The organism is Streptomyces sp. WAC03905, assembly GCF_057371075.1.
Genome location: NZ_JBXYDZ010000003.1, coordinates 5304097 through 5330251, shown reverse-complemented (window position 1 = coordinate 5330251; position 26155 = coordinate 5304097). Strand labels below are relative to the sequence as shown.

Genomic DNA, 26155 nt, shown 5'->3' with positions numbered 1-26155 from the left:
TCACGCGGCAGGCTCAGTGCGGGACGCTCGCATGTGGTCGCATGTGGCGTAGAAGTTATGAGGAGGCATCAGGTGGTCGACGCACACCGGACATTCGTCATCGTCGGCGCGGGGCTCGCCGGGGCGAAGGCGGCCGAAACGCTGAGGTCGGAGGGGTTCACGGGGCGGGTGATCCTGATCGGCGACGAGCGTGACCATCCCTACGAACGCCCCCCGCTGTCCAAGGGCTACCTGACGGGCAAGGAGGAGCGCGAGAGCGTCTTCGTGCACGAGCCGTCCTGGTACGCGGCCTCCGACATCGAGCTGCACCTCGGCCAGCCGGCCGTCCACCTCGACCGGGAAGCCAAGCGGGTGGTCCTCGGGGACGGCACCGTCGTGCACTACGACAAACTGCTCCTGGCCACCGGCGCCGAGCCGCGCAGGCTGGACATCCCCGGCACCGGGCTGGCCGGGGTGCACCACCTGCGGCGGCTCGCGCACGCCGAGCGGCTGCGCCACGTGCTGGCCGGCCTGGGACGCGACAACGGCCACCTGCTGATCGCGGGCGCCGGATGGATCGGGCTGGAGGTCGCCGCCGCGGCCCGCGGGTACGGCGCCGAGGTGACCGTCGTCGAGCCGGAGGCCACCGCGCTGCACGCCGTGCTCGGCCCCGAGATCGGCCGGCTCTTCGGCGACCTGCACGCCGATCACGGGGTGCGCTTCCACTTCGGGGCCCGGCTCACCGAGATCGTGGGTCAGGACGGCATGGTGCTGGCGGCCCGTACGGACGACGGCGAGGAGCACCCCGCGCACGCCGTGCTCGCCGCGATCGGGGCGGCGCCGCGGACGGCGCTCGCCGAGACCTCCGGGCTCGCACTGGTCGACCGGGAGCACGGCGGCGGCATCGCCGTGGACGCCTCACTGTGCACGTCCGACCCGGACGTCTACGCGGTCGGCGACGTGGCCGCCGCCCACCACCCGGCGCTCGGGACCCGGCTGCGGGTCGAGCACTGGGCCAATGCCCTGAACGGCGGCCCGGCGGCCGCCCGGGCGATGCTGGGCCAGCCGGTCAGCTACGACCGGGTGCCGTACTTCTTCTCGGACCAGTACGACGTGGGCCTGGAGTACTCGGGCTACGCCCCGCCCGGCGGCTACGACCAGGTATTGATCCGCGGTGACGCCGGCAAGCGGGAGTTCGTCGCCTTCTGGTTGTCGCAGGGGCGGGTCCTCGCCGGAATGAACGTCAACGTGTGGGACGTCACCGAGCACATCCAGGCCCTGATCAGGTCCAAAGCACCCGTGGACCGCGAGGCGCTCGCGGACCCGTCAATTCCGCTTGCCTCGCTGATTCCGGCGGAGGGGGCCTGACGGGTTCGTCCGCGCCCGGCCGTAGACTTCACGGGTGGCAGGACGGATCAACGACGACGACGTGAAGGCGGTACGGGACGCGGTCCCGATCGACGCCGTGGTCTCCGACTACCTCCAGCTGCGCAACGCGGGCGGCGGGAACCTCAAGGGCCTGTGCCCCTTCCACGACGAGAAGTCCCCTTCCTTCCAGGTCAGCCCCAGCAAGGGCCTTTACCACTGCTTCGGCTGCCAGGCGGGCGGGGACACCCTCGACTTCGTCATGAAGATCGACCACCTCTCCTTCTCCGAGGCGGTCGAGCGCCTGGCCGGCCTGGCCGGGATCACCCTGCGGTACGAGGAGGGCGGCTACACCGCCGGCACCAGCGGCCGCGGTGAGCGCATCCGGCTGGTCGAGGCGCACAGGGCGGCCGCCCTGTTCTACGTCGACCAGCTGGGCGGCCCCGAGGCCGAGATCGGCCGCAAGTTCCTCGCGGAGCGCGGCTTCGACCAGGCCGCGGCCGCCCACTTCGGCGTGGGGTACAGCCCGGCCGGATGGGACCACCTGACGCGCTTCCTGCGCGGCAAGGGCTTCACCGACAAGGAACTGATCACCTCCGGGCTCGCCCAGGACAGCCGCAGCGGCAAGCCGATCGACCGGTTCCGCGGCCGGCTCATGTGGCCGATCCGCGACATCAGCGGCGAAGTGGTCGGCTTCGGCGCGCGCAAGCTGCGCGACGACGACAACGGACCGAAGTACCTGAACACCCCCGAGACGGCGATCTACAAGAAGTCCCAGGTCCTCTACGGCATCGACCTGGCGAAGAAGGAGATCGCGAAGACCTCGCGGGCCGTGGTCGTCGAGGGCTACACGGACGTGATGGCCTGCCACATGGCCGGCGTCACCACCGCGATCGCGACCTGTGGCACCGCGTTCGGCGGGGACCACATCAAGATCCTGCGGCGGCTGCTGATGGACAACGCCACCGCCGAGGTGATCTTCACCTTCGACGGTGACGCGGCCGGCCAGAAGGCCGCCCTGCGCGCCTTCGAGGACGACCAGAAGTTCGCGGCCGAGACCTCGATCGCGATCACCCCCGGCGGGATGGACCCTTGCGACCTGCGCCTCGCGCAGGGCGACCAGGCCGTGGCCGCCCTGGTGGACTCCCGCACTCCGCTGTTCGAGTTCGCGCTGCGCCACATCGTCGCCCGGCACAACCTGGAGAACCCGGCCGGGCGGGCCGCCGCCCTGGACGAGGCCGCCCCGGTCGTCGCCAACATCAAGAACATCGCCATCCAGCACGAGTCCGCGGTCCAGCTCGCGGGCATGCTGGGCATCCGCGACGAGCAGTTCGTGGTCAAGCGTGTCGCGCAGCTCGCGCGGTGGGCGCGCGAGCGCGGCCAGGGCGGCGGACCCCAGGGCGGGCAGCCCGGCGGCCCCCAGCGGGGCGGCCCGCAACGCGGCGGTCCGCAGCGCGGCCGGTCCTCGTACGAGGCCGTGGAGGCACCCCCGGCCCAGCCCGCCGGCGGTCCCGCGCTGAACCTGCGCAGCCCCGCCCACCGCACGGAGCGCGAGCTGCTCAAGCTGGCCCTCCAGCGGCCCGCCCTGGTCTCCCCCGCCTTCGACGCGTACGGGATGGACGAGTTCACCGCCCCGCCGTACGCGGCCGTGCGCCAGGCGATCCTGGACGCGGGCGGCGCGGCGCTCGGCACCGACGACTATCTGGCGCGGGTGCGCGAGGCCGCCCCGAACGACACCGTCCGCGCCCTCGTCACGGAGCTGGCGGTCGAGGCCATCCACGCCAAGACGGTCGACGAGGTCTACGCCGGGGTCCAGCTGGTCCAGGTCCGGCTGCGCGCGGTCGACCGCCGGGTCCACGAGATCCAGGGGACGCTGTCCCGGCTGGGCGCGCAGGGCGCGCCGGAGCAACTGGCGGCGGTCCAGGAGGAGCTGTGGGTCCTCCAGCAGTACGGCCAGCGCCTGCGCAACCGCGGCGCCGAAGGGCTCTAGAGCGGCAGGACGCTCCCTGGGTCCTGTCGTCAAAGTGGCGCCGGTCAGGCCCGCGGTGTCCGGTGCCGTGCATCGCAAGGCGGAGGGGTGCCCGAGTACTGGACGTACGTGGGCGCCCCAACAACGCGGCGAGGTGCGGGGCCGGGCATCGCGGGCCAGGTGCATGACGACAGGGCCTAGAGGGAGTCCGGTCCGAAGAACGGCCGGGGCGGCTTGCCCGGGCGGTTGAACCAGTCGCCGCCGGGTATCTCGGTACCCCGTTCCCGCAGGTCGCGGGCGATCAGCGGGGACGCCAGGTAGACCCAGGCGCGCACGGCGGTGCCGTCGGGGCGCAGAGCCTCGCGGGCGAACCGGTCGTAGACGTTCCCGGGCCGCCCGGGGCCCTCGTACTCCTCCAGCTGGTCCAGGGCGGCCAGCAGCGCCGTGTAGCCGCCCGGCGCGGCGGTGATCAGCTCGCCGACGACCGTCGTGCCCGGCCGGTGGACCGCGTACGGGTAGCCGGGTCCGTCGTAGAGCACCGCGTCCGGCAGGACGGCGGGCTCCTCGGCGGTGGTGCGGCCGCGCAGGAACAGGTCGTGGTTGACCTCGCCGGGACGCAGGGTCCCGTACACGAAGAAGGGGAGTGCGGCGCTGGTCGTCCCTCGCGGCCGTTCGACCGATGTCACGGAGCCCTCCCTCGGCTGTGGCGCGGCGCTCCGCGGCCGGGCCGGGCTCCCGGCTCCGCCGCGCGCCCCACCACGGTACGCACCGCCGCCGCGCGGCGGCCCGACGGGTGACCCGGTGGCGGTCTGCGGCCGTCCGGGTCAGTCGGTCACCCGGACGGCGCGGGCGGCCCCGATAGCCACACGCGGGCACTGACCTGCGGCAACGCCTCCTGGCGGCGGGCGCCGGGGCAGACCTGACGGGACATCAGCAGGCGGGCGGCGGCCGGGCCGGGTTTCCTCGGACACACGAGCCCGTGCCTCCAGGGAGAGTCCCATGCGCCGACGTACCGCACACGTGCTGACCGCGACCGCGCTGACCGCCGTCGCGTTCGCCGGCCCGGTCGCCGGCGCGGTCGCCGCCGCGGACCTCGGCATGGTGGGCTTCGCGCCCGGGGACTTCGCCGCGCTGGAGGTCTGGCCGAAGTCGGCCGCGCCCGGTGCGACGGTCACCGTGAACACCACCGCGTGCGGCTCCGGCAGCCACGCCGACGGCGATGCCACCACGGTCGGCGGCGGCCGGTTCAAGCTGGTCCCGGGCACCCACAAGGAGGTGGTCGTGGGGCAGTTCCAGGTCGCCCGCGGCACCCGCCCCGGCACCTACGGCATCGGCGCGACCTGCGCGAACGGCAAGTTCGCGACCGGTGACCTGGTGGTCACCGAACGCGGCCCGCAGGGCCACGTCAACACCGGGGTGGGCGGTGGCACGACCACCACCGCCGACCCCACCAAGATCGCGGCGGGAGCGGCCCTGCTGGCCGCGACCGCCGTCGGCGGTACCTGGCTCCTGCGTCGCCGGGCGAGCGGCACGCGGAGCTGACGGACGCCCACCGCGGCTCCGGCCGCGGTCCGACCGGTACCGTCCCCCGTCGCCCGCCCCGCGAGGTCCCCCCGTTCGCGGGGCCGGGCGACGGCCAGTCACCTCGGACGAGAGGCGGAGGGGGTACGCATGCCCGGCGACTTCCGCCCGACCGCCCGCCACGGGGGACTCGTCGCGATCGCCGCCTGTGTCGGCATCTGGCTCGTGACCAGCGGCTCCCGAGAGCCGGTGGGGCCACCGCTGCCCTCCCCCGCCGAGGCCCTGACCGCCGCCGGCGTCGTCGGCCCCGGCATCGCCCCGCTCCCCGGCTCGCCGCCGGGCCGGATCAGGATCCCTTCCATCCGGGTGGACGCCCCGCTCGTCGGGCTCGGGCTGGACCGCGCCGGGCATCTCGAAGTGCCCCCGCCCGACCGGCGGGACCTCGCCGGCTGGTACCGCGAGGGCACCACCCCGGGCGCCACCGGTACCGCCGTGATCGCCGGGCACGTGGACGACGCCGCCGGACCGGCCGTCTTCTACCACCTGGGCGCGCTGCGCCGCGGCGCAGCGATCGAGGTCTCGCGGGCGGACGGCCGTACGGCGGTGTTCACCGTCCACGCCGTCGAGGTCCACGACGCGCGGACCTTCCCCGACACCCGCGTGTACGGCCCCTCGTCGCGCGCCGAGCTACGGGTGATCACCTGCGGCGGCGGATTCTCGCCGCGGACGGGCTACCGCGGCAACGTGGTCGTGTTCGCCCACCTCACCGGGACCTACTGAGGCCGGTCAGCCCCACTGCTCCAGGCCGAGCTTGACCACCAGCGCGCCGACCACGGTCAGCAGCACCCCGCGGACGAAGCCGCTGCCCTTCTTGAGCGCCATCCGGGCACCGATCATGCCTCCGGCCAGGTTGAACACCGCCATCAGCGCGGCCAGCTGCCACAGCACCATGCCCTGGTAGGCGAACATCGCGAGCGCCCCCGCGTTGGTGCAGCAGTTGACGATCTTGGCAGTGGCCGAGGCCGTGACCAGGTCGAGGTGGAGCAGGGCCGTGAGCGCGAGCACGAGGAAGGTGCCGGTGCCCGGTCCGATGAGGCCGTCGTAGAAGCCGATGCCGAGGCCGGCGAGGCCGATGGCGAGCAGCACCCGGGACCGGCTGACGGGCGAGGTGGAGGGGGCGGTGCCGAAGCCGGGCCGGAAGAGCACGAAGCCGGCGACGATCACCAGCACCACCATGATCATCGGCCTGAGGGCGTCCTTGCTGATGCCGCCGGCGAGTGCGGCGCCGCCCATCGATCCGGCGAGCGCGGCCAGGCCGATGCGGACGGCGAGCTTCACGTCCACGGGCGCCTTGCGCACGTACGTCACGGCCGCGCCGGCCGTGCCGACGATGGCCACGGCCTTGTTGGTGCCGAGGACGGTGGCGGGGTGCGCGTGGGGCAGACCCAGCAGGAGCGCGGGCAGGAGCAGCAGGCCGCCGCCGCCCACCACCGCGTCGATCCAGCCCGCCGCCGCGGCCGCCACGCACAGCACGATGATCATGGTCGTTGATATGTCAGGCACGTACCGACCCTATGGAGCTGTCGGTGCAGTGGCCATTCATTCCCCGGAAACTTGCGCAAAGGTTGAGCTTTGCCCGGCCGGGACCCGGTCCGGGGCCACCGGAGCGGCCGGGTCCACGACCGCGGTGAGCACGCTGGCGGCCAGCACGCCCGCCGCCCCCAGCCCCGCCGCGAGCCGCCCCGCGGGGGGTACGCGCGCCAGTGCGGCCAGGGCGGCCCGCACCGGCGAGGGTCTGCGGGGCTTGCGGTGCCGGGCGGCGGGCGACGGGGACGGGCACGGAGCCGTGACGCCCACGGGCACGGACAGGGCGACGTGCAGCGGGTGACGCATGGGACGGGAACTCCTCGGGCGGGGGGAACGACAACGATGCGGGACGGCAACGATGCGGGACGGCAACGATGCGGGACGGCAACGGCGGGGGGACGACAACGACGGAAAACGGCATCGACGACGGGGGCGGGCGCGGCTCGGCAGCTGTCAGAAGCTGAACGCCTCCGAATGGATCCGCCCGGACGGCACCCCGGCCCGCAGCAGCGAGGCCCGCGTCGCCCCGGCCATCCCCGGCGGCCCGCACAGGTAGACGTCGTGCTCGGCCAGGTCGGGCACCAGCGCGGCCAGCGCCTGCGGGGCCAGCGGGTCGTAGGCGGCGTCCGAAGGCCCGAGGAGGTAGTGCAGCCCCGCCTGCCGCTCGGCGGCGATGGCCTCCAGCTCGGCGCGCAGCACCAGGTGCTCCTCGGCTCCGGCCCGGTAGAGCAGGGTGATGTCCCCGGGCCCGCCCGGCAGCGTCTCGAACAGCGCCCGCATCGGGGTGATCCCGACCCCGCCGGCGATCAGCAGCACCTTGGGCCGGGTCCGCCGCGCGGCCGTCAGCGCACCGAACGGCCCGGTGGCGAGGACCCGCGTGCCGGGACGCAGCCGGCGGATCCGACGGGAGTGCCCGCCGAGCCCCTTCACGGTGATCCGCAGCACGTCGCCCCGGACCGGCGCGGACAGGGAGAACGGCAGGGCGGTCGGCCACAGCCCCCGCCGCAGGAACCGCCAGCGCAGGAACTGCCCCGGCTCCGCCCGCAGTTCCGCCAGGTGCTCGCCCCTGACGACGACGGAGACGACCCCGGGCCCCTCGAAGCGGACCTCCGCGACCCGCAGCGCGTGCCGCAGGGCCTGCCGTACGGGAACCACGAGGCGGTACCAGACCAGCAGCACGGCGACCATGGTGTGGGCCAGCGCCCAGAACCAGGCCGCGGCGGCGAGGTCGGGCCCGGCGAGCTGGTGGCCGAAGCCGAGCGCCGCAGCGAGGTGGACGAGCAGGTGCACCCCGCGCCAGGTTTCGTACGACATCCGGCGGCGTACCGCCCGGGCGGAGCTCGCACCGACCGCGGCCAGGAGGACGGTCCCGGCCGCGGCGGCGGCTATGGCCGGGTAGCCGAGCAGCTCCCGGACGGCGCGCACCAGGTCGGCCCCGGTGTGCACGGCGTACCCCAGCAGGGCGAAGAGCCCGTGGCCGAAGCAGAGGAGCAGGACGTGGCGGCCGCCGAACGCGTGCCAGCGGGCCAGCCGGTCTGCGCCGACCCCGTGCTCGACCGCGGGCACCCGGGCCATCAGGAAGAGCAGCACGAGCACCCCGTACCCGGCGAGCAGGCCGGTCAGGTGCGCGGCGGTGGCGAACAGCGCGTCGGGGCGCGCCGAAGGCCGGACCTGTACCGCCCAGAGCAGGACCACCACCCCCGCCCCGCCCAGGATCCCGCCCCTGACCCGCACCGCCGCATCTCGCATGCGAATCACGCTAAGGGCCCCGGCAGCGCCCGCGATGATCCTTAAGGCGGCCTTGAGGAAGGCCTCACCGACCCTTAACCGCGCCGCTGAGGTCGGCGTTCCGTCCGGGTAACAGAGGCGATGCGGCGGGGAAACAGCGGCCGCGCACCCTCATGGCATGACCTCGGAAAAGCGTGTGGTGGTGATCGGCGGCGGCCTCGCGGGCCTGCGGCTCGCGAACCGGCTGGGCCCGGCCGCCACGGTGACCGTCCTCGGCGAGGAGACCCACGCCCCGTACAACAGGGTCCTGCTCGCCGAAGTCCTCGCGGGCCGGTACGCGCCGGAGGTGACCGCCCTCCCGGCACCCGGCCCGGCGCTGCGGCGCGGGGTCCGGGCGGTGCGCGTGGACCGCGCGGAGCGGACCGTCCACTGCGACGACGGCACGGTCGCCCCGTACGACACGCTGGTCCTGGCCACCGGCTCGAACGCGGTGCTCCCCCCGCTGCGCGGGCTGTTCGAGCCCGAGGGGCGGGAACTGCCCGACGGGGTGCACGCGTTCCGCACGATGGACGACTGCCTGGCGCTCTCGGCGGCCGTACGACCCGGCGTGCGGGCGGTGGTGATCGGCGGGGGCCTGCTGGGCGTCTCGGCCGCCCGTGCGCTGGCCGCGCGCGGAGCGGTGGTGGTCCTGGCGCAACAGGGCGAGCGCCTGATGGAGCGCCAGCTGGACGCCGACGCCTCCGCCCTGCTGGCGACGCACCTGACCGAGCTGGGGGTGGAGATCCACACGGAGTGCCGGGTCCGGGGCCTGACGACGACCGCGGCACCGCTGCCGGGGGACGTGCCCCCGGACCCCGGCGCCTCGAACGCCGGCGGGGCGGACGTGGCCGCGGCGCGGCTGCCCCGCACCCCAGCAGCCGGCCGGCCCGCACCGGCCCGACGGCACGTCACCGGCGTCGAGCTCGCCGACGGCTACCACCTCGGCGCCGACGTCGTCGTCCTCGCCTGCGGTGTACGCCCCCGCACGGGCCTCGCACAGGCCGCAGGCCTGGAGACCCGCAAGGGCATCCTCGTCGACGACGAACTGCGCACCAGCGACCCCCGCGTCCACGCCATCGGCGACTGCGCCGAACACGCCGGCCAGGTCTACGGTCTGGCCGGCGCCGCCCTGGAACAGGCCGACGCCCTCGCGGCGGTCCTGACGGGCGGCTCCGCCCCCTACACCGGCACCCGCGCCCTCACCCGCCTCACCCTGGGCGGAGCCGGCGACGGCTCCCTGGACCTCGCCGCCTTCGGCGAGACCACCCCCCGGCCCGGCGACGACGTGGTCCGTCTCGCCGACGCCACCCGGCGCACCTACCGCAAGGTCGTCGTGCGCGGCGACCGCCTCGTCGGCGGGGTACTGCTCGGCGAACTCTCCACGGTGGGCGCCCTCGCCCGCACCTGGGAGGGCGGGGAAGCACCGCACGACCTGTTCCACCTGCTCACCGACGACGGAGGCCACTGACATGACCGAGCCCCTGCCCACGATCGTGCTCATCGGGCACGGCATGGTCGGCCAGCGCTACCTCGAAGCGCTCGCCGAGCGCGGAGCCACCGCCACTCACCGGATCACCGTGCTCTGCGAGGAGCCCCGGCCCGCCTATGACCGCGTGCACCTGACCTCGTACTTCTCCGGCAGCACCCCCGAGGACCTGTCCATGACGCCCGCCGGGTTCATGGCCGAGCACGGCATCACCCTCCACCTCGACGACCCGGCCGAGCACATCGACCGGGCCGCCCGCACCGTCACCAGCCGCTCCGGACGGGTCCTCCCGTACGACGTCCTGGTCCTGGCCACCGGCAGCTACCCCTTCGTGCCGCCCGTCCCCGGCAAGGACGCCCCCGGCTGTTTCGTCTACCGCACCATCGAGGACCTCCTGGCCATCGAGGAGTACGCGAAGGACAAGACCACCGGAGCGGTCGTCGGCGGCGGACTCCTCGGCCTGGAGGCCGCCGGCGCCCTCCAGGGCCTCGGTCTCGCCGCCCGCATCGTCGAATTCGCCCCGCGCCTGATGCCCGTCCAGGTCGACGAGGGCGGCGGCGCCGCCCTGCTGCGCACCATCGAGTCCATGGGCCTCACCGTCCACACCGGTGTCGGCACCCAGGAGGTCGTGACCGGGGAGGACGGACACGTCAGCGGCATGCGGCTCTCCGACGGCTCCACCGTCGACACCGACCTCGTCGTCTTCTCCGCCGGCGTCCGCCCCCGCGACCATCTCGCCCGCGACGCCGGCCTGGACGTCGGCGAACGCGGCGGCATCGCCGTCGACGCCCGCTGCCGCACCTCCGACCCGCACGTCTACGCCATCGGCGAGTGCGCCCTGGCTGTCGACGGCCGGGTCTACGGCCTGGTCGCCCCCGGCTACGAGATGGCCGAGACAGCGGCCGACGACCTGCTCGGCCGGGAGAAGGAGTTCACCGGGGCCGACCTCTCCACCAAGCTGAAGCTGCTCGGCGTGGACGTGGCCTCCTTCGGCGACGCCCACGGCAACGCCCCCGACAGCCTCGACGTCGTCTGGTCCGACTCCCGCTCCGGCGTCTACAAGAAGCTGGTGGTCTCCCCCGACGGGGTCCTCCTCGGCGGGGTCCTGGTCGGCGACGCCGACGCCTACGGCCTGCTGCGCCCGCTCACCGGCAGCGTGCCGCCCGTGGCCCCCGAGCAGCTGGTCCTGCCCGCGGGCGTCGGCGCACCGGTCGCGCTGGGGCCGTCCGCCCTGCCCGACACCGCGGTGATCTGCTCCTGCCACAACGTCACGAAGAAGGCCATCACCGCCTGCACCACCCTCCCCGAGGTCAAGAAGTGCACCAAGGCGGGTACCGGCTGCGGCAGCTGCGTCAAGGTCATCGGGCAGCTCCTCCCGGCCGCCGCCGACAAGGGGCTGTGCGGCTGCTTCCCGTACACCCGGGCCGAGCTCTACGAGATCGTCCGCACCCGGCGGCTGACCTCCTACGAGCAGATCCTCGACGGCCACGGCCGCCCCGAGGCCCGCGGCGGCGACGGCTGCGAGGTCTGCAAGCCGGCCGTCGGCTCGATCATCGCCTCGCTCGCGGCGACGCTGGGCGCGAGCGGCTACGTCCTGGACGGGGAGCAGGCCGCCCTCCAGGACACCAACGACCACTTCCTCGCGAACCTGCAGCGCAACGGCTCGTACTCGGTCGTCCCGCGCATCCCCGGCGGTGAGATCACCCCCGACAAGCTGATCGTGATCGGCGAGGTGGCCCGCGACTTCGGGCTCTACACGAAGATCACCGGCGGTCAGCGCATCGACCTCTTCGGCGCGAGCGTGGACCAGCTCCCGCGGATCTGGGCGCGGCTCGTCGACGCCGGCTTCGAATCCGGACACGCCTACGGCAAGGCCCTGCGCACGGTGAAGTCCTGCGTCGGACAGACCTGGTGCCGCTACGGCGTCCAGGACAGCGTCCGGATGGCCATCGACCTGGAGCTGCGCTACCGGGGCCTGCGCGCCCCGCACAAGCTGAAGTCGGCGGTGTCCGGCTGCGCCCGCGAATGCGCGGAGGCGCAGAGCAAGGACTTCGGGGTCATCGCGACGGCGAGCGGCTGGAACCTCTACGTCGGCGGCAACGGCGGTGCCACGCCGCGCCACGCCGACCTCCTCGCCCAGGACCTCTCGGACGCGGAACTGGTCCGGCTGATCGACCGGTTCCTGATGTTCTACATCCGCACCGCCGACCGGCTGGAGCGGACATCCACCTGGCTGGAGCGGCTGGAGGGCGGCCTGGACCACCTGCGGGACGTGGTCGTGCACGACTCGCTGGGGCTGTGCGCGGAGCTGGAGTCCCTGATGGCCGACCACGTGGCCAACTACCGGGACGAGTGGGCCGAGACGCTGCAGGACCCGGAGCGGCTGCGCCGGTTCGTGTCCTTCGTGAACGCGCCCGGTGCGCCCGACCCGACCGTGAGGTTCGTCCCCGAGCGCGACCAGGTCAAGCCCGACCTGGCCGTCCTGACCATAGGAGGTGCCGTCCGATGACCGTGGAACTGCAAGTGGCGCAGGGCTGGCTGACGGTGTGCGAGCTGTCGGCGCTCATCCCCGGACGCGGGGTCGCGGCGCTGCTGCCCGACGGCAGCCAGGCGGCGGTGTTCGTCGACCGCGCGGGGCGGGCGTACGCCATCGGCAACCAGGACCCCTTCACCGGGGCGCAGGTGCTCTCGCGCGGTCTGGTGGGAGCCACGGCGGGCCGGCCCTTCGTGGCTTCCCCGTTGCTCAAGCAGCGCTTCGACCTGGAGACGGGGCGCTGCCTGGACGACGAGGAGGTGGCGGTCCTCACCTACCCGGTGCGGACCGCCGCGACCTCCTGACCGGCAGGGGGTGGGCCCGGTGGGCCCGGTGGTCAGTCCTGCTTCTGGACGACGGCCGGGTCCATCCACATGATCTCCCAGGTGTGGCCGTCGAGGTCGTCGAAGGCACGGCCGTACATGACGCCGTGGTCCTGGGCCGGACGGGGTTCGGTGGCGCCGGCCGCCAGGGCCCCGTCCACCAGCTCGTCGACCGCGGTACGGCTGTCGGCGCTCAGACACAGAAGGACCTCGGACGTCCGGGTGGCGTCCGCGATCTCCTTGTGGGTGAAGTCCTTGTAGCGGGCCTCGGTGAGGAGCATCGCGACGATGGTGTCGCTGATGACCATCGAGGCGCAGTTCTCGTCGGAGAACTGGGCGTTGAAGGAGTAGCCCAGCTTGCCCCAGAAGGCCTTGCTGGCGTCCAGGTCCTTGACGGGCAGGTTGACGAAGATCATGGTCGCGGACATCGAGGTCCCTCTCTGTACTGCTCGGTCGGTGCTGTCGAAGAGGTAGACCACGGGGCCGGGGAAAACTCATCGCCCCGCGCGAAGTTTTCTGAACTTTTCTTTCGCCCCGACGAATCCGCAGGTCAGGGCGGGGCCCAGGGCTACGGTCGGCACCCGGACCCCGGCCGCCCGGAGGGCCGGTGGCTAAACCCCGGCCACCGAGAGAGGCCGGAACTGGCGGGTACGGCCCGCCGGGCGGTCAGCGGGGCGGGCGCCGGGCGGCGGCGGTCTTCGCGGACGCGGCGCAGTGCGAACGCGCTCCACCGTTCGCGGAGCCGGTGGCGGAGAGCCGTTCGCGGAGCCGCTCGCGGACCCGTGCGCGGACGGGCCGCGGTAATCCGCCCGGCGCCGGTGCGGCCGGTTTCGGCGAAAGCCTCCGGGAAAGAAAGCCGCGGGCGCGCGGAAATCCCCGCCGCGGGTTTGAACGCCGACCGGTCGCCCGGACGTCATGCGGATTTGGCGCCGCGTCAACTGGCGTCTCCTAGGTTCCTCGACGCGTGCGACCCCGCGTCCGTCCGGCCGCGGGGCCTTCCTCCCACAGGAGTGACCGTGGAACGTCGTACCTTCCTGCGCGGCGCAGTGATCGGTTCGTCGGCCGCCGCCTTCGGCGGCACGTTGATGCACGGGGCGGCCTACGCGGCTCCCGCCCAGCCCGGTGCCGGCCCCTACGGGGCGCTCGGCGCGGCCGACGCCAACGGCATCATGCTCCCGGCCGGCTTCACCAGCCGGGTGATCGCCCGCTCGGGCCAGACCGTCAGCGGTACCTCCTACACCTGGCACAGCGCCCCCGACGGCGGTGCGTGTTACGCCGACGGCTCGGGGTGGATCTACGTGTCCAACTCGGAGATCAACCCCTCCGGCGGCGCGAGCGCGGTGAAGTTCAACTCCTCCGGCACCGTCACCGGCGCCTACCGGATCCTGTCGGGCACCCGGCAGAACTGCGCGGGCGGGAAGACCCCGTGGAACACCTGGCTGTCCTGCGAGGAGGTCGACCGCGGCTTCGTCTACGAGACCGACCCGTACGGCGTGAACGCGGCCGTCCAGCGCCCGGCGATGGGCCGCTTCAAGCACGAGGCGGCCGCGGCGGACCCGGTCCGCCAGGTGATCTACCTGACCGAGGACGAGACGAGCGGCTGCTTCTACCGCTTCATCCCCACCACCTGGGGCAACCTCTCCTCCGGCACCCTCCAGGTCCTCAAGGCCGGCACGGCCACCTCCGGCTCCTTCACCTGGCAGAACGTCCCGGACCCGGACGGCTCGCCGACCGCCACCCGCAGCCAGGTCTCCGGCTCGAAGAAGTTCAACGGCGGCGAGGGCTGCCACTACGCCAACGACACCGTCTGGTTCACCACCAAGGGCGACAACCGGGTCTGGCAGCTCAACCTCACGAACAGCACGTACGAGCTGGCCTACGACGACTCGCTCGTGCCCGGCGGAGCTGCCCCGCTGACGGGCGTCGACAACGTCACCGGCTCCTCCTACGGCGACCTGTACGTCGCCGAGGACGGCGGGAACATGGAGATCTGCGTGATCACCCCCGACGACGTGGTGGCGCCCTTCCTGCGGATCACCGGGCAGTCCTCCTCGGAGATCACCGGCCCGGCCTTCTCGCCCGCCGGCAACCGGCTCTACTTCTCCAGCCAGCGCGGTACGAGCGGCAGCTCCTCCGGCGGCATCACCTACGAGGTGACGGGCCCGTTCCGCACCTGACGGAGGCCTCCCGGCGGCCCCCGGCCCCTTCCCGGGCCGGGGGCCGCCGGCGTGTCACGAGGCCACGGCCCCGCCCTTGAGGAGCGCCGCTCCCAGCGGGGTCACGGTGTGCAGGACCGCGTTGCCGCGGCGCAGGGTGGTGACCAGGCCCGCCTCGCGCATCACGCAGGCGTGCTGGCTCGCGGAGGCCAGCGAGACGCCGGCCCGGCGGGCCAGCTCGCTGGTGGTGGCGCCGTCCCCTATGGCCCGCAGCACGACCGAGCGGGTGTGCCCGACCAGCTTGCCCAGGGTGCGCTGGCGCTGGTCCTCCACGGGCCGGGCCGCCTCGCCGCTCCCCGGGGCGGAGGCGAGCTGCGCCGCGGCGGGGTAGACCAGCACCGGCGGCAGCTCCGGGTCGTGCAGGGTCACCGCGGTGCGCCGGCAGAAGAAGGACGGCTGGAGCAGCAGCCCGCGCCCGCGCAGCCGTACGTCCCGGTCCACGGGGTAGTCGCACTCCAGCACCGGGGCCCGCCAGCGCAGCATGGGCGGCAGCGAGGCCAGCAGCTCGTCGGCGCCGCCGTCGAGCAACGCGCGGCCGCGTGCCGCCCGTTCGGCTTCTATCTGGGCCTGTATATGGGTCCAGTACGGCTCCACGGCCGCCCGGTGGTAGGCGCGCAGCTCGCCCATCAGCCTCGGGAGCTGTTTGGTACCGCCCTCCATGAAGTCCCGCAGCCGCGGCGTGGTGGGCGCTCCGGCCCCCAGCAGCTGGAGCTCACGGCGCATGCGCTCGGGACGGATCCCGCGCAGCGCGTCGAGCCCCACGTCCCACCCGTACTGCCCCTCCACAGGGGTCAGGAAATCGGGGAAATAACCGCGACTCGGTATGAGCATACCGAGGGTGCGTGTTTCACTATTCAACCGGCTCCGGGTTTCCGTACGCCATTCACCGAACAACCGGGCGTCACGCCGGTCTCTTAAGCGGTGAAAGCTGAGAATCGTCTCCCACAACGCATCGGGACGCCCTGCCATCCGTACGCGTGCCAGGTCCACTCCAGTGAAATGGATACGCAGCACCGAACCCCCACCTGTGCAACCGCAATCCCCCCGCCCCATGAGTATGCACGCAGTCACACGTGGTCACCACGCCCTTTCGGCCACAGTTGAAACCCCTTTCGGCAGGGGCGTGACAACCGAAATCCTGTACTCCGCCGGGCACACTCCGGTGCGACCGAAACGCTCCGCGAAGGCCGTGGGGGGCTTTGCGGGGCCTGGCGGTCGGTCGCACTGGGAAGCGCCGACGTGCCCGGCAGAATGACAGCGGCGGTGGACGGGTGGGGATCCGTCCACCGCCTGCTGGCGTAAAGACTTGTTGAACAGAAAAAATGAGGCGCGCCCGCCCCCGGGCAGTCAGGGAACCCGGGGACAGGCGCGGTCTATGGGGCCCTTGGGGCCCGGCGGGGTCAGCGGCTGTCGCTGCCCTTCGCCTCGGCGGCCGCACGGCCGGCCTCCAGGCGCGCCACCGGAATCCGGAAGGGCGAGCAGGAGACGTAGTCGAGGCCGACCTCGTGGAAGAAGTGGACGGACTCGGGGTCACCGCCGTGCTCGCCGCAGACGCCGAGCTTGAGGTCGGGGCGGGTGGCCCGGCCCAGCTTGGCCGCGTGCCGGACCAGCGAACCGACGCCGTCCTTGTCGATGGTCTCGAAGGGCGAGACCCCGAAGATGCCCTTCTCCAGGTACGCGGTGAAGAAGCTGGCCTCGACGTCGTCGCGGGAGAAGCCCCACACCGTCTGGGTCAGGTCGTTCGTGCCGAAGGAGAAGAACTGCGCGGCCTCGGCGATCTGGTCGGCCGTCAGGGCGGCGCGCGGCAGTTCGATCATCGTGCCGATGGAGAGCTTGAGGGTGGTGCCGGTGGCGGCCTCGACCTCGGCGATGACCGCGTCGGCCTCCTCGCGGACGATCTCCAGCTCCTGGACGGTGCCCACGAGCGGGATCATGATCTCGACGCGGGGGTCGCCCTTGGCGTTCTTGCGCTCGGCCGCGGCCTCGGCGATCGCCCGGACCTGCATGGCGAACAGACCGGGGATGACCAGGCCCAGGCGGACGCCGCGCAGACCCAGCATCGGGTTCTGCTCGTGCAGCTTGTGGACGGCCTGGAGCAGGCGCAGGTCGTTCTCGTTGGCGTCCTTGCGGGACTCGGCGAGGGCGACGCGCACGGACAGCTCGGTGATGTCGGGCAGGAACTCGTGCAGCGGCGGGTCGAGCAGGCGGACGGTGACGGGCAGGCCGTCCATCGCCTCGAACAGCTCGGTGAAGTCCTGCTTCTGCAGCGGCAGCAGGGCACTGAGTGCCTCGTCGCGCTCACCGTCGGTGTCGGCGAGGATCAGGCGCTCGACCATCTCGCGGCGCTCACCGAGGAACATGTGCTCGGTGCGGCACAGGCCGATGCCCTGGGCACCGAAGCGGCGGGCGCGCAGCGCGTCCTCGGCGTTGTCGGCGTTGGCGCGCACCCGCAGGCGGCGGACACGGTCCGCGTACGCCATGATCCGGTGCACGGCGGCGACGAGCTCGTCGGCGTCGTCGGCGCCGGCGTGCATGCGGCCCTCGAAGTACTCGACGACCGGCGACGGTACGACGGGTACCTCGCCGAGGTAGACCTTGCCGGTGGAGCCGTCGATGGAGACGACGTCGCCCTCTTCGATGACCGTCTCGCCGACCGTCATGCGGCGGCGCTTGGTGTCGACGTCGAGCTCCTCGGCACCGCAGACGCAGGTCTTGCCCATGCCGCGGGCCACGACGGCCGCGTGGGAGGTCTTGCCGCCGCGCGAGGTCAGGATGCCCTCGGAGGCGATCATGCCGTCCAGGTCGTCCGGGTTGGTTTCGCGGCGGATCAAAATGACCTTCTCGCCGGAGCGGGACCACTTGACGGCCGTGTAGGAGTCGAAGACGGCCTTGCCGACCGCCGCGCCCGGGGAGGCGGCGATGCCGCGGCCGAGCAGGGTGGTCCTGGCGCCCTCGTCGAAGCGGGGGAACATCAGCTGCGCGAGCTGGTGGCCGCTGACGCGCTGGAGGGCCTCGGCCTCGTCGATCAGGCCCTGGTCCACGAGCTGGGTGGCGATGCGGAAGGCGGCGCCGGCGGTGCGCTTGCCGACACGGGTCTGGAGCATCCACAGCTGGCCGCGCTCGATCGTGAACTCGATGTCGCAGAGATCCTTGTAGTGGGTCTCCAGCGTGGTCATGATCGTCATGAGCTGGTCGTACGAGGCCTTGTCGATGGACTCCAGGTCCGCGAGCGGCACGGTGTTGCGGATGCCCGCGACGACGTCCTCGCCCTGGGCGTTCTGGAGGTAGTCGCCGTAGACGCCCGCGTGGCCGCTGGCGGGGTCGCGGGTGAAGGCGACGCCGGTGCCGGAGTCGGGGCCCAGGTTGCCGAAGACCATGGAGCAGACGTTGACGGCGGTGCCCAGGTCGCTCGGGATGCGCTCCTGGCGGCGGTAGAGCTTGGCGCGGTCGGTGTTCCACGAGTTGAAGACGGCCTCGACGGCGAGGTCCATCTGCTCGCGGGCGTCCTGCGGGAACTCGCGGCCGGCCTCCTTCGCCACGATCTTCTTGAAGACCTTGACGAGCTTCTTCAGGTCGGCGGCGTCGAGGTCGGTGTCGACCGTGACCTTCTTGGCGGCCTTGGCCTCGTCGAGGGCGTCCTCGAAGAGCTCGCCCTCGACGCCGAGGACGGTCTTGCCGAACATCTGGATCAGGCGGCGGTAGGAGTCCCACGCGAAGCGCTCGTCACCGGCCTGGGAGGCGAGGCCGGTGACCGACTCGTCGGAGAGGCCGATGTTCAGGACGGTGTCCATCATGCCGGGCATCGAGAACTTGGCACCGGAACGCACGGAGACCAGCAGCGGGTCGTCCGACTGACCGAGCTTCTTGCCCATCTTCGACTCGAGGGCGGCAAGGTGGGCGCTGACCTCGTCGCGCAGCGCGGCCGGGGCCGAGCCGCTGTCGAGGTAGACCTGGCAGGCCTCGGTGGTGATGGTGAAGCCGGGAGGGACCGGCAGACCCAGGTTGGTCATCTCGGCGAGGTTGGCACCCTTGCCGCCGAGAAGGTCCTTGAGGTCGCGGTTGCCCTCGGTGAAGTCGTAGACGAACTTCTGATCTTTGTTTTCCGACACGGGTCTCGACTCCTCGAGGCTCGGTGGCTGCCCTGACGGCCAGGAACATACCCAGATCGAAGGCTTCTGGGTACGTCCACTTGGCCGTCATGCGGCCGTAACCACCCGTGCGCCAGCAGATCGAAAGTAACTCAAGGGTAACCAGAAAGCCCGAAGAGCGTTCAGATCCCGAAGGGTGAGGGGGCTCCTGAGGCTTGTTCACGCTCGGATGAGCGATCATCGATACATTTGCGTTCAAGTATTGAACGCACAAAGGGTGGCACCCAGTGCCACCCTTTGAAAGTCTTACCCGTGACTTATCTGCTCATCTGAGCGAAACCTCTCCCATGCGTGGCGTATATCACGCACCACGGAGGGCGATTTGTCAGCCTCCGGAGGTGTCCAGTTCCGCGTCCTCGCTCACACCGGCGCAGTCGTACGGATCCTTCAGCCAGCCGTCCGGCAGGACAACTCGGTTGTTTCCGGACGTCCGGCCGCGCGGACCATCGGCGCTCTCCGGCCATGCTTGATCCAAGTCGAGCTCGCTCAGATGAGCGTTCAACTCGGCCAGCGACGAGGTCACCGCGAGCCGCTTGCGCATCTCGGACCCGACCGAGAAGCCCTTGAGGTACCAGGCGACGTGCTTACGGAAGTCGATCACGCCGCGCGTCTCGTCGCCGATCCACTCCCCCAGCAGCTGGGCGTGCCGGTGCATGGTGCCGGCGACCTCGCGCAGCGTGGGCCGGTGGAAGTCCTCGGGCCGCCCCTCGAAGGCCGCCACCAGGTCGTTGAACAGCCACGGCCGCCCCAGGCAGCCGCGCCCCACGACCACGCCGTCGCAGCCGGTCTCGCGGACCATGCGCAGCGCGTCCTCGGCGCACCAGATGTCGCCGTTGCCGAGGACCGGTATCTCCGGCACGTGCTCCTTGAGCCGCGCGATGGCGTCCCAGTCGGCGGTACCGCCGTAGTGCTGCGCGGTGGTCCGCCCGTGCAGGGCGATGGCGGTGACCCCCTCCTCGACCGCGATGCGGCCGGCGTCGAGGTAGGTGAGGTGGTCGTCGTCGATGCCCTTGCGCATCTTCATGGTCACCGGCAGGTCGCCGGCCCCGGCGACGGCCTCGCGCAGGATCGCGCGCAGCAGGTTGCGCTTGTAGGGCAGTGCGGAACCGCCGCCCTTACGGGTGACCTTGGGGACGGGGCAGCCGAAGTTGAGGTCGATGTGGTCGGCGCGGTCCTCCTCGACGATCATGCGGACCGCCTTGCCCACCGTCACCGGGTCCACCCCGTACAGCTGAATCGACCGGGGCTTCTCGGTCTCGTCGAAGTGGATCAGCTGCATGGTCTTCTCGTTGCGCTCGACCAGGGCGCGGGTCGTGATCATTTCGCTCACGAACAGCCCCTTGCCGCCCGAGAACTCCCGGCAGAGGGTACGGAACGGGGCATTGGTGATGCCGGCCATGGGCGCGAGCACCACCGGGGGCTGCACGGTGTGCGGGCCGATCGCGAGAGGCGGGGGGAGCGTGGTCATCCGCCCATTGTCCCGCATGCCGAGGGGGTCGTGCGGACGTAGCATCGGCGCATGATCGAGCCGAGTCACCGGCAGCGCACGATCGTCCTGGCGATCTGCTGCATGAGCCTGCTCATCGTCAGCCTCGACAACACCGTGCTGAACGTCGCGCTCCCGTCGATGCGGCGCGAGCTCGACGCCTCGGTCGCGGGGCTGCAGTGGACCATCGACGCGTACACGCTCGTGCTGGCCTCGCTGCTGATGCTGATGGGCTCCACGGCCGACCGGATCGGCCGCCGGAAGGTGTTCGTCGCCGGTCTGCTGACCTTCGGCCTGGGCTCCCTGCTCTGCTCCCTGGCGCCGAGCCTGGACTGGCTCATCGTCTTCCGGATGGTGCAGGCCGTCGGCGGCGCGATGCTCAACCCCGTCGCCATGTCGATCATCACCAACACCTTCACCGATCCGGCCGAACGGGCCCGGGCCATCGGCGTGTGGGGCGCGGTCGGCGGCGTCTCCATGGCCGCGGGCCCCCTGATCGGCGGGGTGCTCGTGGACTCCGTGGGCTGGCGCTCGATCTTCCTGATCAACCTGCCCATCGGCCTGGCGGCGCTCGTACTGACCCTGCGCCACGTCCCGGAGTCGCGGGCGGCCCGGCCGCGCCGCCCCGACCCGCTGGGTCAGGTGCTGGTCGTCGCGCTGCTCGGCAGCCTGACGTACGGGATCATCGAGGCGCCCGCGGCCGGCTGGCGCTCGCCGCTGATCATGGGCTGCGCGGTGGTGGCCGTCGCCTCGCTCGTGGGGCTGCTGGTGCACGAGCCCCGGCGTGCGGAGCCGCTGATCGACCTGCGGTTCTTCCGGAGCGCGCCCTTCAGCGGCGCGACGGTGATCGCGATCAGCGCCTTCGCCGGACTGGCCGGCTTCCTCTTCCTGAACACGCTCTACCTCCAGGACGTACGGGGACTCAGCGCCCTGCACGCGGGCCTGTACATGCTGCCGATGGCCGGCCTGACCGTGCTGTTCGCGCCGCTGGCCGGGCGGCTGGTGGGCAGTCGGGGCCCACGGATCTGCCTGCTCATCGCGGGCGTGGCGATGGCGGTGAGCGGGCTGCTGTTCGCCCTGTTCGAGGCGGAGACGTCCAACCCGCTCCTGTTCACCGGGTACGTGCTGTTCGGGCTCGGCTTCGGCATGGTGAACGCGCCGATCACCAACACGGCGGTGTCCGGGATGCCGCGCTCGCAGGCGGGGGTCGCGGCCGCCATCGCCTCCACCAGCCGGCAGACGGGCGGCACGCTGGGCGTCGCGGTCATCGGCTCGGTCCTGGCGGCCGGGCTGGCCGGCGGCCGGGACTTCTCCGGGGCGGCCCAGCCGGCCTGGTGGATCATCACGCTGTGCGGGCTGCTCGTCCTGGTCGTGGGCGCGGCGACGAGCGGCGCCTGGGCCCGCGGGACGGCGGAACGCACCGCCCGCACCCTGGAGGAGTCACCGGGCCCCGCGGCGGCCGTGGGATCCCCCCGCATCTGACCGGCCCGCGCCGGGCGAGGCGCGGACCCGGTCCGGCACCCGGCTCGTTCACCGTCGAGGCAGCTCCGCACTCCCGACGAGTGACAGATATTGAAATCTGTCACTCGTCATGTCATTGTCGTTCCATGACCAAGAACGAGAGCATCCACACGACCACGGCCACGCCCACGACCACCTCCGCCACCTCCGCCACCTCCCGCACCCGCGCCGCCTCCCGGCGCCTCGGCCGCACCGGCCCCGCGGTCTTCCCGCTCGGGCTGGGCTGCATGGGCATGTCCGCCCTCTACGGGGAAGCCGACCGCTCCGAGTCCATCGCGACCATCCACGCATACCTGGACGCCGTCCCCGAGGGCTCGGCCGCGCTGCTCGACACCGGCGACTTCTACGGCATGGGCCACAACGAGCTGCTGATCGACGAGGCATTGCGCACGGCGCCCGCGGCGGCCCGCGACCGGGCGCTGACCAGCGTGAAGTTCGGCGCGCTGCGCACGGTCGAGGGCGGCTTCGCCGGCTATGACGGCCGGCCCGATGCGGTCAGGAACTTCCTGGCCTACTCCCTCCAGCGGCTCGGCCGGGACCACATCGACATCTACCGGATCGCCCGCGTGGACCCGGACGTACCGATCGAGGAGACGGTCGGAGCCATCGCCGAGGCGGTCCAGGCGGGGCACGTGCGCCACATCGGCCTCTCCGAGGTCGGGGCCGAGACCCTGCGCCGGGCCGCCTCCGTGGCCCCGATCTCGGACCTGCAGATCGAGTACTCGCTGATCTCCCGCGGGATCGAGGAGGAGATCCTGCCGACCGCCCGTGAGCTCGGTATCGGCGTCACGGCGTACGGCGTGCTGTCCCGCGGTCTGATCAGCGGCCACTTCGCGCGCGACCGCGCCCTGGCCCCGGGCGACTTCCGCGGGATGAGCCCCCGTTTCCAGGGCGAGAACCTCGACCGGAACCTCGACCTCGTCGACGCCCTGCGCAAGGTCGCCGACGACAAGGGCGTGAGCGTCGCCCAGACGGCCATCGCCTGGGTGCTCTCGCGGGGTGAGGACATCGTGCCGCTGGTGGGCGCCCGGCGCCGGGACCGCCTCACCGAGGCACTGGGTGCCATGGACGTCACGCTCGACCCGACGGACCTGGCCGCCGTCGAGGAGGCCGTGCCCGCCGGCGCCGCGGCGGGCGAGCGCTATCCGGCAGCGCAGATGGCCCACCTCGACAGCGAGCACTGAGCGGGCGGTACGGTCGTACCCATGCCACCCGCTGCCGCCGAGCCCCTCACCCCCGAGCGCATCCTCGAGACCACCGAGGAAGTGCTGCGGCGCTTCGGCCCCACGAAGGCGACCGTGGTGGACGTGGCGCGCGCCCTGGGAGTCAGCCACGGCAGCGTCTACCGGCACTTCCCCTCGAAGGCCGCACTGCGCGAGGCCGTCACCGACCGCTGGCTCGCCAAGAGCGTCGTCGCACTGGAGCAGATCGCCTCGGCCCCGGCCGAGGGCGCGCCCTCCAAACTGGAGGCGTGGCTGGGGGCGCTGTTCGAGGCCAAGCGCCACAAGGCCGGTGACGACCCGGAGCTGTTCGCGACGTACACGGTGCTCCTCGCCGAGAACAGCGGCACGGTGGAGCAGCACCTGGCCGAGCTGATCGAGCAGTTGGCCCGGATCATCGCCCAGGGGGTCGCCGACGGTTCGCTCGCGGCGCCCGACGTGCCGGCGGCCGCCCGTGCCGTCTTCGACGCCACCGGCCGCTTCCACGATCCGCAGTACGCGGCGGAGTGGTTCTCCCCCACCATCGTCGCGGAGTTCGAGGCGGTCACCGCCCTGGTGATCCGGGGCCTGCGCGCCTGACGCGGTCCCGGCCGCACCGCCGGATCCTCCCGGACCGGCCACCCGGCACGGCTTTGTGATCATTTTGGGCACGCCAGCCTTGTCCGTACGCAATCAAGATTCCTACGGTTCCCCTACCGGCTTCAACAGGCACATCACGGGGGAACCATGTCCACACCACAAGCTCCGACAGAACGACCCGCGCCTCCGGCGCGTTCGGGCGGCGCCGCCGCGCTCGGCTGGATCCTGACCATCGGGCTCAACGTGGTCGCACCGATCATCACCTACAACCAGCTGCACGACCACGGGTGGAGCGAGTTCAGCGCGCTCCTGATCAGCAGCGCGTGGCCCGTGCTCGACAGCGCCATCCATCTGGCCTGGCGCCGCAAGCTCGACGAGTTCGCCGTCGTCACCCTGGTCTTCCTGGTGATCACGGCGGCCGTCTCGCTGGTCGGCGCGCACTCGGCACGGGCCCTGCTGATCAAGGACTCCGGCGTGACCGGGCTCTTCGGTCTGCTCTGCCTGGCCACCCTGCTCGCACCGCGGCCGCTGATGTTCTACTTCGGGCGGAAGTTCGCCACCGACGGCACCCCCGAGAGCACGGCCTGGTGGAACGGGCTGTGGCAGTACGAGGGCTTCCGCCGGACGATGACCGTGATGACCACCGTCTGGGGTGTCGTCTACCTCCTCGAAGCGGGCGTCCGGATCGCCCTGACCTTCGTGGTGGACACCGACACGATGGTCGTGGTGAGCCCGGTCATGATCTACACGGTCCTCGGCTGCCTGGGCGTGTGGACCGCGCTGTACGGCAAGCGCTCGCAGGCCGAGGGCGAGAGGCGGGCCGCCGAGGCCGAGGCGCGGGCCCGGGCCGACGCCGATGCCGCGGCCGACGCCCCGGCGGGCTGACCGCGGCACGCGCGGCAGGACGCAGAACGGCCGGTGCCCCGGCGCGCGGTGTGCGCGCCGGGGCACCGGCCGTTCGTGCGAGGACCGTCAGCAGCCGAGCAGGCGGCTGCCGAGGTAGGTCTGGATCTGGTCCAGGGAGACGCGCTCCTGCTTCATGGTGTCGCGCTCGCGCACGGTCACCGCGTTGTCGTCCAGGGTGTCGAAGTCGACGGTGACGCAGAACGGCGTACCGATCTCGTCCTGGCGGCGGTAGCGGCGGCCGATGGCGCCCGCGTCGTCGAACTCGATGTTCCAGTTCTTGCGCAGGTCGGCGGCCAGGCCCTTGGCCTTCGGCGACAGCTGCGCGTTGCGGGACAGCGGCAGGACGGCGACCTTGATCGGGGCCAGGCGCGGGTCGAGGCGCATCACGGTGCGCTTCTCCATGACGCCCTTGGCGTTCGGGGCCTCGTCCTCGTTGTACGCGTCGAGCATGAAGGCGAGCATGGCGCGGTTCACACCGGCCGCCGGCTCGATGACGAACGGGGTGTAGCGCTCACCGGCCTCCTGGTCGAAGAAGGTGAGGTCCTGGCCGGAGGCCGCGGAGTGCGCCTTGAGGTCGTAGTCGGTGCGGTTGGCGACGCCCTCCAGCTCGGAGAACTCGCTGCCACCGAAGTTGAAGCGGTACTCGATGTCGGCGGTGCGCTTCGAGTAGTGGGACAGCTTCTCCTTCGGGTGCTCGTACCAGCGGATGTTCTCCTCGCGGATGCCGAGGTCGCGGTACCAGTTCCACCGCTCCTGCATCCAGTACTCCTGCCACTGCTCGTCCTCGCCCGGCTTGACGAAGAACTCCATCTCCATCTGCTCGAACTCGCGGGTGCGGAAGATGAAGTTGCCCGGCGTGATCTCGTTGCGGAAGGACTTGCCCATCTGCGCGATGCCGAAGGGCGGCTTCTTGCGCGAGGTGACCTGGACCTGGGCGAACTGCGTGAAGATGCCCTGCGCGGTCTCGGGGCGCAGGTACGCCTTGGAGCCGGTGTCCTGGGTCGGGCCGAGGTGGGTCTCCAGCATGCCGGAGAACTGCTTGGGCTCGGTGAACTGGCCCTTCACACCGCAGTTGGGGCAGTTGACGTCGGCCAGGCCGTTGGCGGGGACGCGGCCGTGCTTGGCCTCGTACGCCTCTTCCAGGTGGTCGGCGCGGTGACGCTTGTGGCAGGAGGTGCACTCGGTCAGCGGGTCCGAGAACGTGGCGACGTGGCCGGAGGCCACCCAGACCTCGGGGGCCAGGATCACGGACGAGTCGAGACCGACGACGTCCTCACGCCCGGTGACCATGGCCTTCCACCACTGGCGCTTGATGTTCTCCTTGAGCTCGACACCGAGCGGGCCGTAGTCCCAGGCAGCCCGGGAGCCGCCGTAGATCTCACTGCACGGGAAAACGAAGCCACGGCGCTTGCTCAGGCTGACGATGGTTTCGATCTTGTCGGCGGCCACGGTGCTCTCTTCATTACGAGGACGAACGGCGAAGTCTTTAGGTTACCGGCGCCCGCACCCCCCCTTTCAAATCGGTTCCCCTTCCACGCCCGCCCACCCC

General features: G+C 72.0%; 21 protein-coding genes. 12 read left to right on the top strand and 9 right to left on the bottom strand.

The window, feature by feature from the left end:
- The first annotated feature begins 72 nt into the window (after positions 1-72).
- Complete coding sequence (locus AC2RP6_RS26550; RefSeq protein WP_486448464.1) at positions 73-1347, top strand: NAD(P)/FAD-dependent oxidoreductase; 1275 nt, start codon at positions 73-75, stop codon at positions 1345-1347.
- Positions 1348-1381: 34 nt separating this feature from the next.
- A complete protein-coding gene (gene dnaG / locus AC2RP6_RS26545; protein ID WP_486448463.1) occupies positions 1382-3334 on the top strand; it encodes a DNA primase in 1953 nt (650 codons plus the stop codon).
- A gap of 176 nt (positions 3335-3510) precedes the next feature.
- On the opposite strand, the gene AC2RP6_RS26540 is transcribed toward dnaG, so the two are convergent.
- A complete protein-coding gene (locus AC2RP6_RS26540; protein WP_486448462.1) occupies positions 3511-3999 on the bottom strand; it encodes a gamma-glutamylcyclotransferase family protein in 489 nt (162 codons plus the stop codon).
- Positions 4000-4312: 313 nt separating this feature from the next.
- Here AC2RP6_RS26540 and AC2RP6_RS26535 point away from each other — a divergent pair, with 313 nt between their 5' ends.
- A complete protein-coding gene (locus AC2RP6_RS26535) occupies positions 4313-4855 on the top strand; it encodes a hypothetical protein (RefSeq protein ID WP_486448461.1) in 543 nt (180 codons plus the stop codon).
- Between the two features lie 129 nt (positions 4856-4984).
- Positions 4985-5614, top strand: a complete 630-nt coding sequence (locus tag AC2RP6_RS26530; RefSeq protein ID WP_486448460.1) for a class F sortase — start codon at positions 4985-4987, stop codon at positions 5612-5614.
- Between the two features lie 6 nt (positions 5615-5620).
- On the opposite strand, the gene AC2RP6_RS26525 is transcribed toward AC2RP6_RS26530, so the two are convergent.
- The 3 genes from AC2RP6_RS26525 to AC2RP6_RS26515 all read right to left on the bottom strand — a co-directional run bounded on the left by AC2RP6_RS26525 (position 5621) and on the right by AC2RP6_RS26515 (position 8170).
- Positions 5621-6397 carry a sulfite exporter TauE/SafE family protein gene (locus AC2RP6_RS26525; RefSeq protein ID WP_486448459.1) on the bottom strand — a complete coding sequence of 259 codons (777 nt, stop codon included), beginning with the start codon at positions 6395-6397 and terminating at the stop codon, positions 5621-5623.
- A 36-nt stretch (positions 6398-6433) separates the two neighbouring features.
- Positions 6434-6727: a hypothetical protein gene (locus tag AC2RP6_RS26520; protein ID WP_486448458.1), complete on the bottom strand. Its 294-nt coding sequence runs from the start codon at positions 6725-6727 to the stop codon at positions 6434-6436.
- Between the two features lie 147 nt (positions 6728-6874).
- Positions 6875-8170, bottom strand: coding sequence for a ferredoxin reductase family protein (locus AC2RP6_RS26515; protein ID WP_486448457.1), 1296 nt, complete (start codon positions 8168-8170; stop codon positions 6875-6877).
- Between the two features lie 157 nt (positions 8171-8327).
- On the opposite strand from AC2RP6_RS26515, the gene AC2RP6_RS26510 reads away from it, so the two are divergent.
- Genes AC2RP6_RS26510 through nirD form a run of 3 tightly spaced genes read left to right on the top strand, consistent with a single transcriptional unit; the run spans position 8328 to position 12512 of the window.
- Positions 8328-9656 carry an NAD(P)/FAD-dependent oxidoreductase gene (locus AC2RP6_RS26510; RefSeq protein WP_486448456.1) on the top strand — a complete coding sequence of 443 codons (1329 nt, stop codon included), beginning with the start codon at positions 8328-8330 and terminating at the stop codon, positions 9654-9656.
- Position 9657: 1 nt separating this feature from the next.
- Positions 9658-12183: a nitrite reductase large subunit NirB gene (nirB, locus tag AC2RP6_RS26505; protein WP_486448455.1), complete on the top strand. Its 2526-nt coding sequence runs from the start codon at positions 9658-9660 to the stop codon at positions 12181-12183.
- Positions 12180-12512 (top strand): nitrite reductase small subunit NirD, encoded by a 333-nt coding sequence (nirD, locus tag AC2RP6_RS26500; protein WP_030819359.1) that lies wholly within the window; start codon positions 12180-12182, stop codon positions 12510-12512. Before nirB ends, nirD begins: the two co-directional genes overlap by 4 nt.
- A 32-nt stretch (positions 12513-12544) precedes the next feature.
- On the opposite strand, the gene AC2RP6_RS26495 is transcribed toward nirD, so the two are convergent.
- Positions 12545-12958 (bottom strand): VOC family protein, encoded by a 414-nt coding sequence (locus AC2RP6_RS26495; protein ID WP_486448454.1) that lies wholly within the window; start codon positions 12956-12958, stop codon positions 12545-12547.
- A gap of 588 nt (positions 12959-13546) precedes the next feature.
- Here AC2RP6_RS26495 and AC2RP6_RS26490 point away from each other — a divergent pair.
- Complete coding sequence (locus tag AC2RP6_RS26490; protein WP_486448453.1) at positions 13547-14707, top strand: alkaline phosphatase PhoX; 1161 nt, start codon at positions 13547-13549, stop codon at positions 14705-14707.
- Positions 14708-14761: 54 nt separating this feature from the next.
- On the opposite strand, the gene AC2RP6_RS26485 is transcribed toward AC2RP6_RS26490, so the two are convergent.
- The 3 genes from AC2RP6_RS26485 to dusB all read right to left on the bottom strand — a co-directional run bounded on the left by AC2RP6_RS26485 (position 14762) and on the right by dusB (position 20380).
- Complete coding sequence (locus tag AC2RP6_RS26485; RefSeq protein ID WP_486448452.1) at positions 14762-15760, bottom strand: ArsR/SmtB family transcription factor; 999 nt, start codon at positions 15758-15760, stop codon at positions 14762-14764.
- Positions 15761-16146: 386 nt separating this feature from the next.
- Positions 16147-18855 (bottom strand): pyruvate, phosphate dikinase, encoded by a 2709-nt coding sequence (ppdK, locus tag AC2RP6_RS26480; RefSeq protein ID WP_486448451.1) that lies wholly within the window; start codon positions 18853-18855, stop codon positions 16147-16149.
- A 364-nt stretch (positions 18856-19219) separates the two neighbouring features.
- Positions 19220-20380 carry a tRNA dihydrouridine synthase DusB gene (gene dusB, locus AC2RP6_RS26475; protein ID WP_486450454.1) on the bottom strand — a complete coding sequence of 387 codons (1161 nt, stop codon included), beginning with the start codon at positions 20378-20380 and terminating at the stop codon, positions 19220-19222.
- A 33-nt stretch (positions 20381-20413) separates the two neighbouring features.
- Here dusB and AC2RP6_RS26470 point away from each other — a divergent pair, with 33 nt between their 5' ends.
- From AC2RP6_RS26470 to AC2RP6_RS26455, 4 genes are all read left to right on the top strand, one after another.
- A complete protein-coding gene (locus AC2RP6_RS26470) occupies positions 20414-21862 on the top strand; it encodes an MFS transporter (protein WP_486448450.1) in 1449 nt (482 codons plus the stop codon).
- Between the two features lie 125 nt (positions 21863-21987).
- Positions 21988-23085, top strand: a complete 1098-nt coding sequence (locus AC2RP6_RS26465; RefSeq protein WP_486448449.1) for an aldo/keto reductase — start codon at positions 21988-21990, stop codon at positions 23083-23085.
- Positions 23086-23106: 21 nt separating this feature from the next.
- Entirely contained in the window at positions 23107-23700 is a 594-nt protein-coding gene (locus tag AC2RP6_RS26460; protein ID WP_486448448.1) for a TetR/AcrR family transcriptional regulator, read from the top strand.
- 147 nt (positions 23701-23847) lie between these two features.
- Positions 23848-24585, top strand: a complete 738-nt coding sequence (locus AC2RP6_RS26455) for a VC0807 family protein (protein ID WP_486448447.1) — start codon at positions 23848-23850, stop codon at positions 24583-24585.
- A gap of 87 nt (positions 24586-24672) precedes the next feature.
- Here AC2RP6_RS26455 and AC2RP6_RS26450 read toward each other — a convergent pair whose 3' ends face one another.
- Positions 24673-26055, bottom strand: coding sequence for a glycine--tRNA ligase (locus tag AC2RP6_RS26450; protein WP_486448446.1), 1383 nt, complete (start codon positions 26053-26055; stop codon positions 24673-24675).
- Positions 26056-26155: the final 100 nt, after the last annotated feature.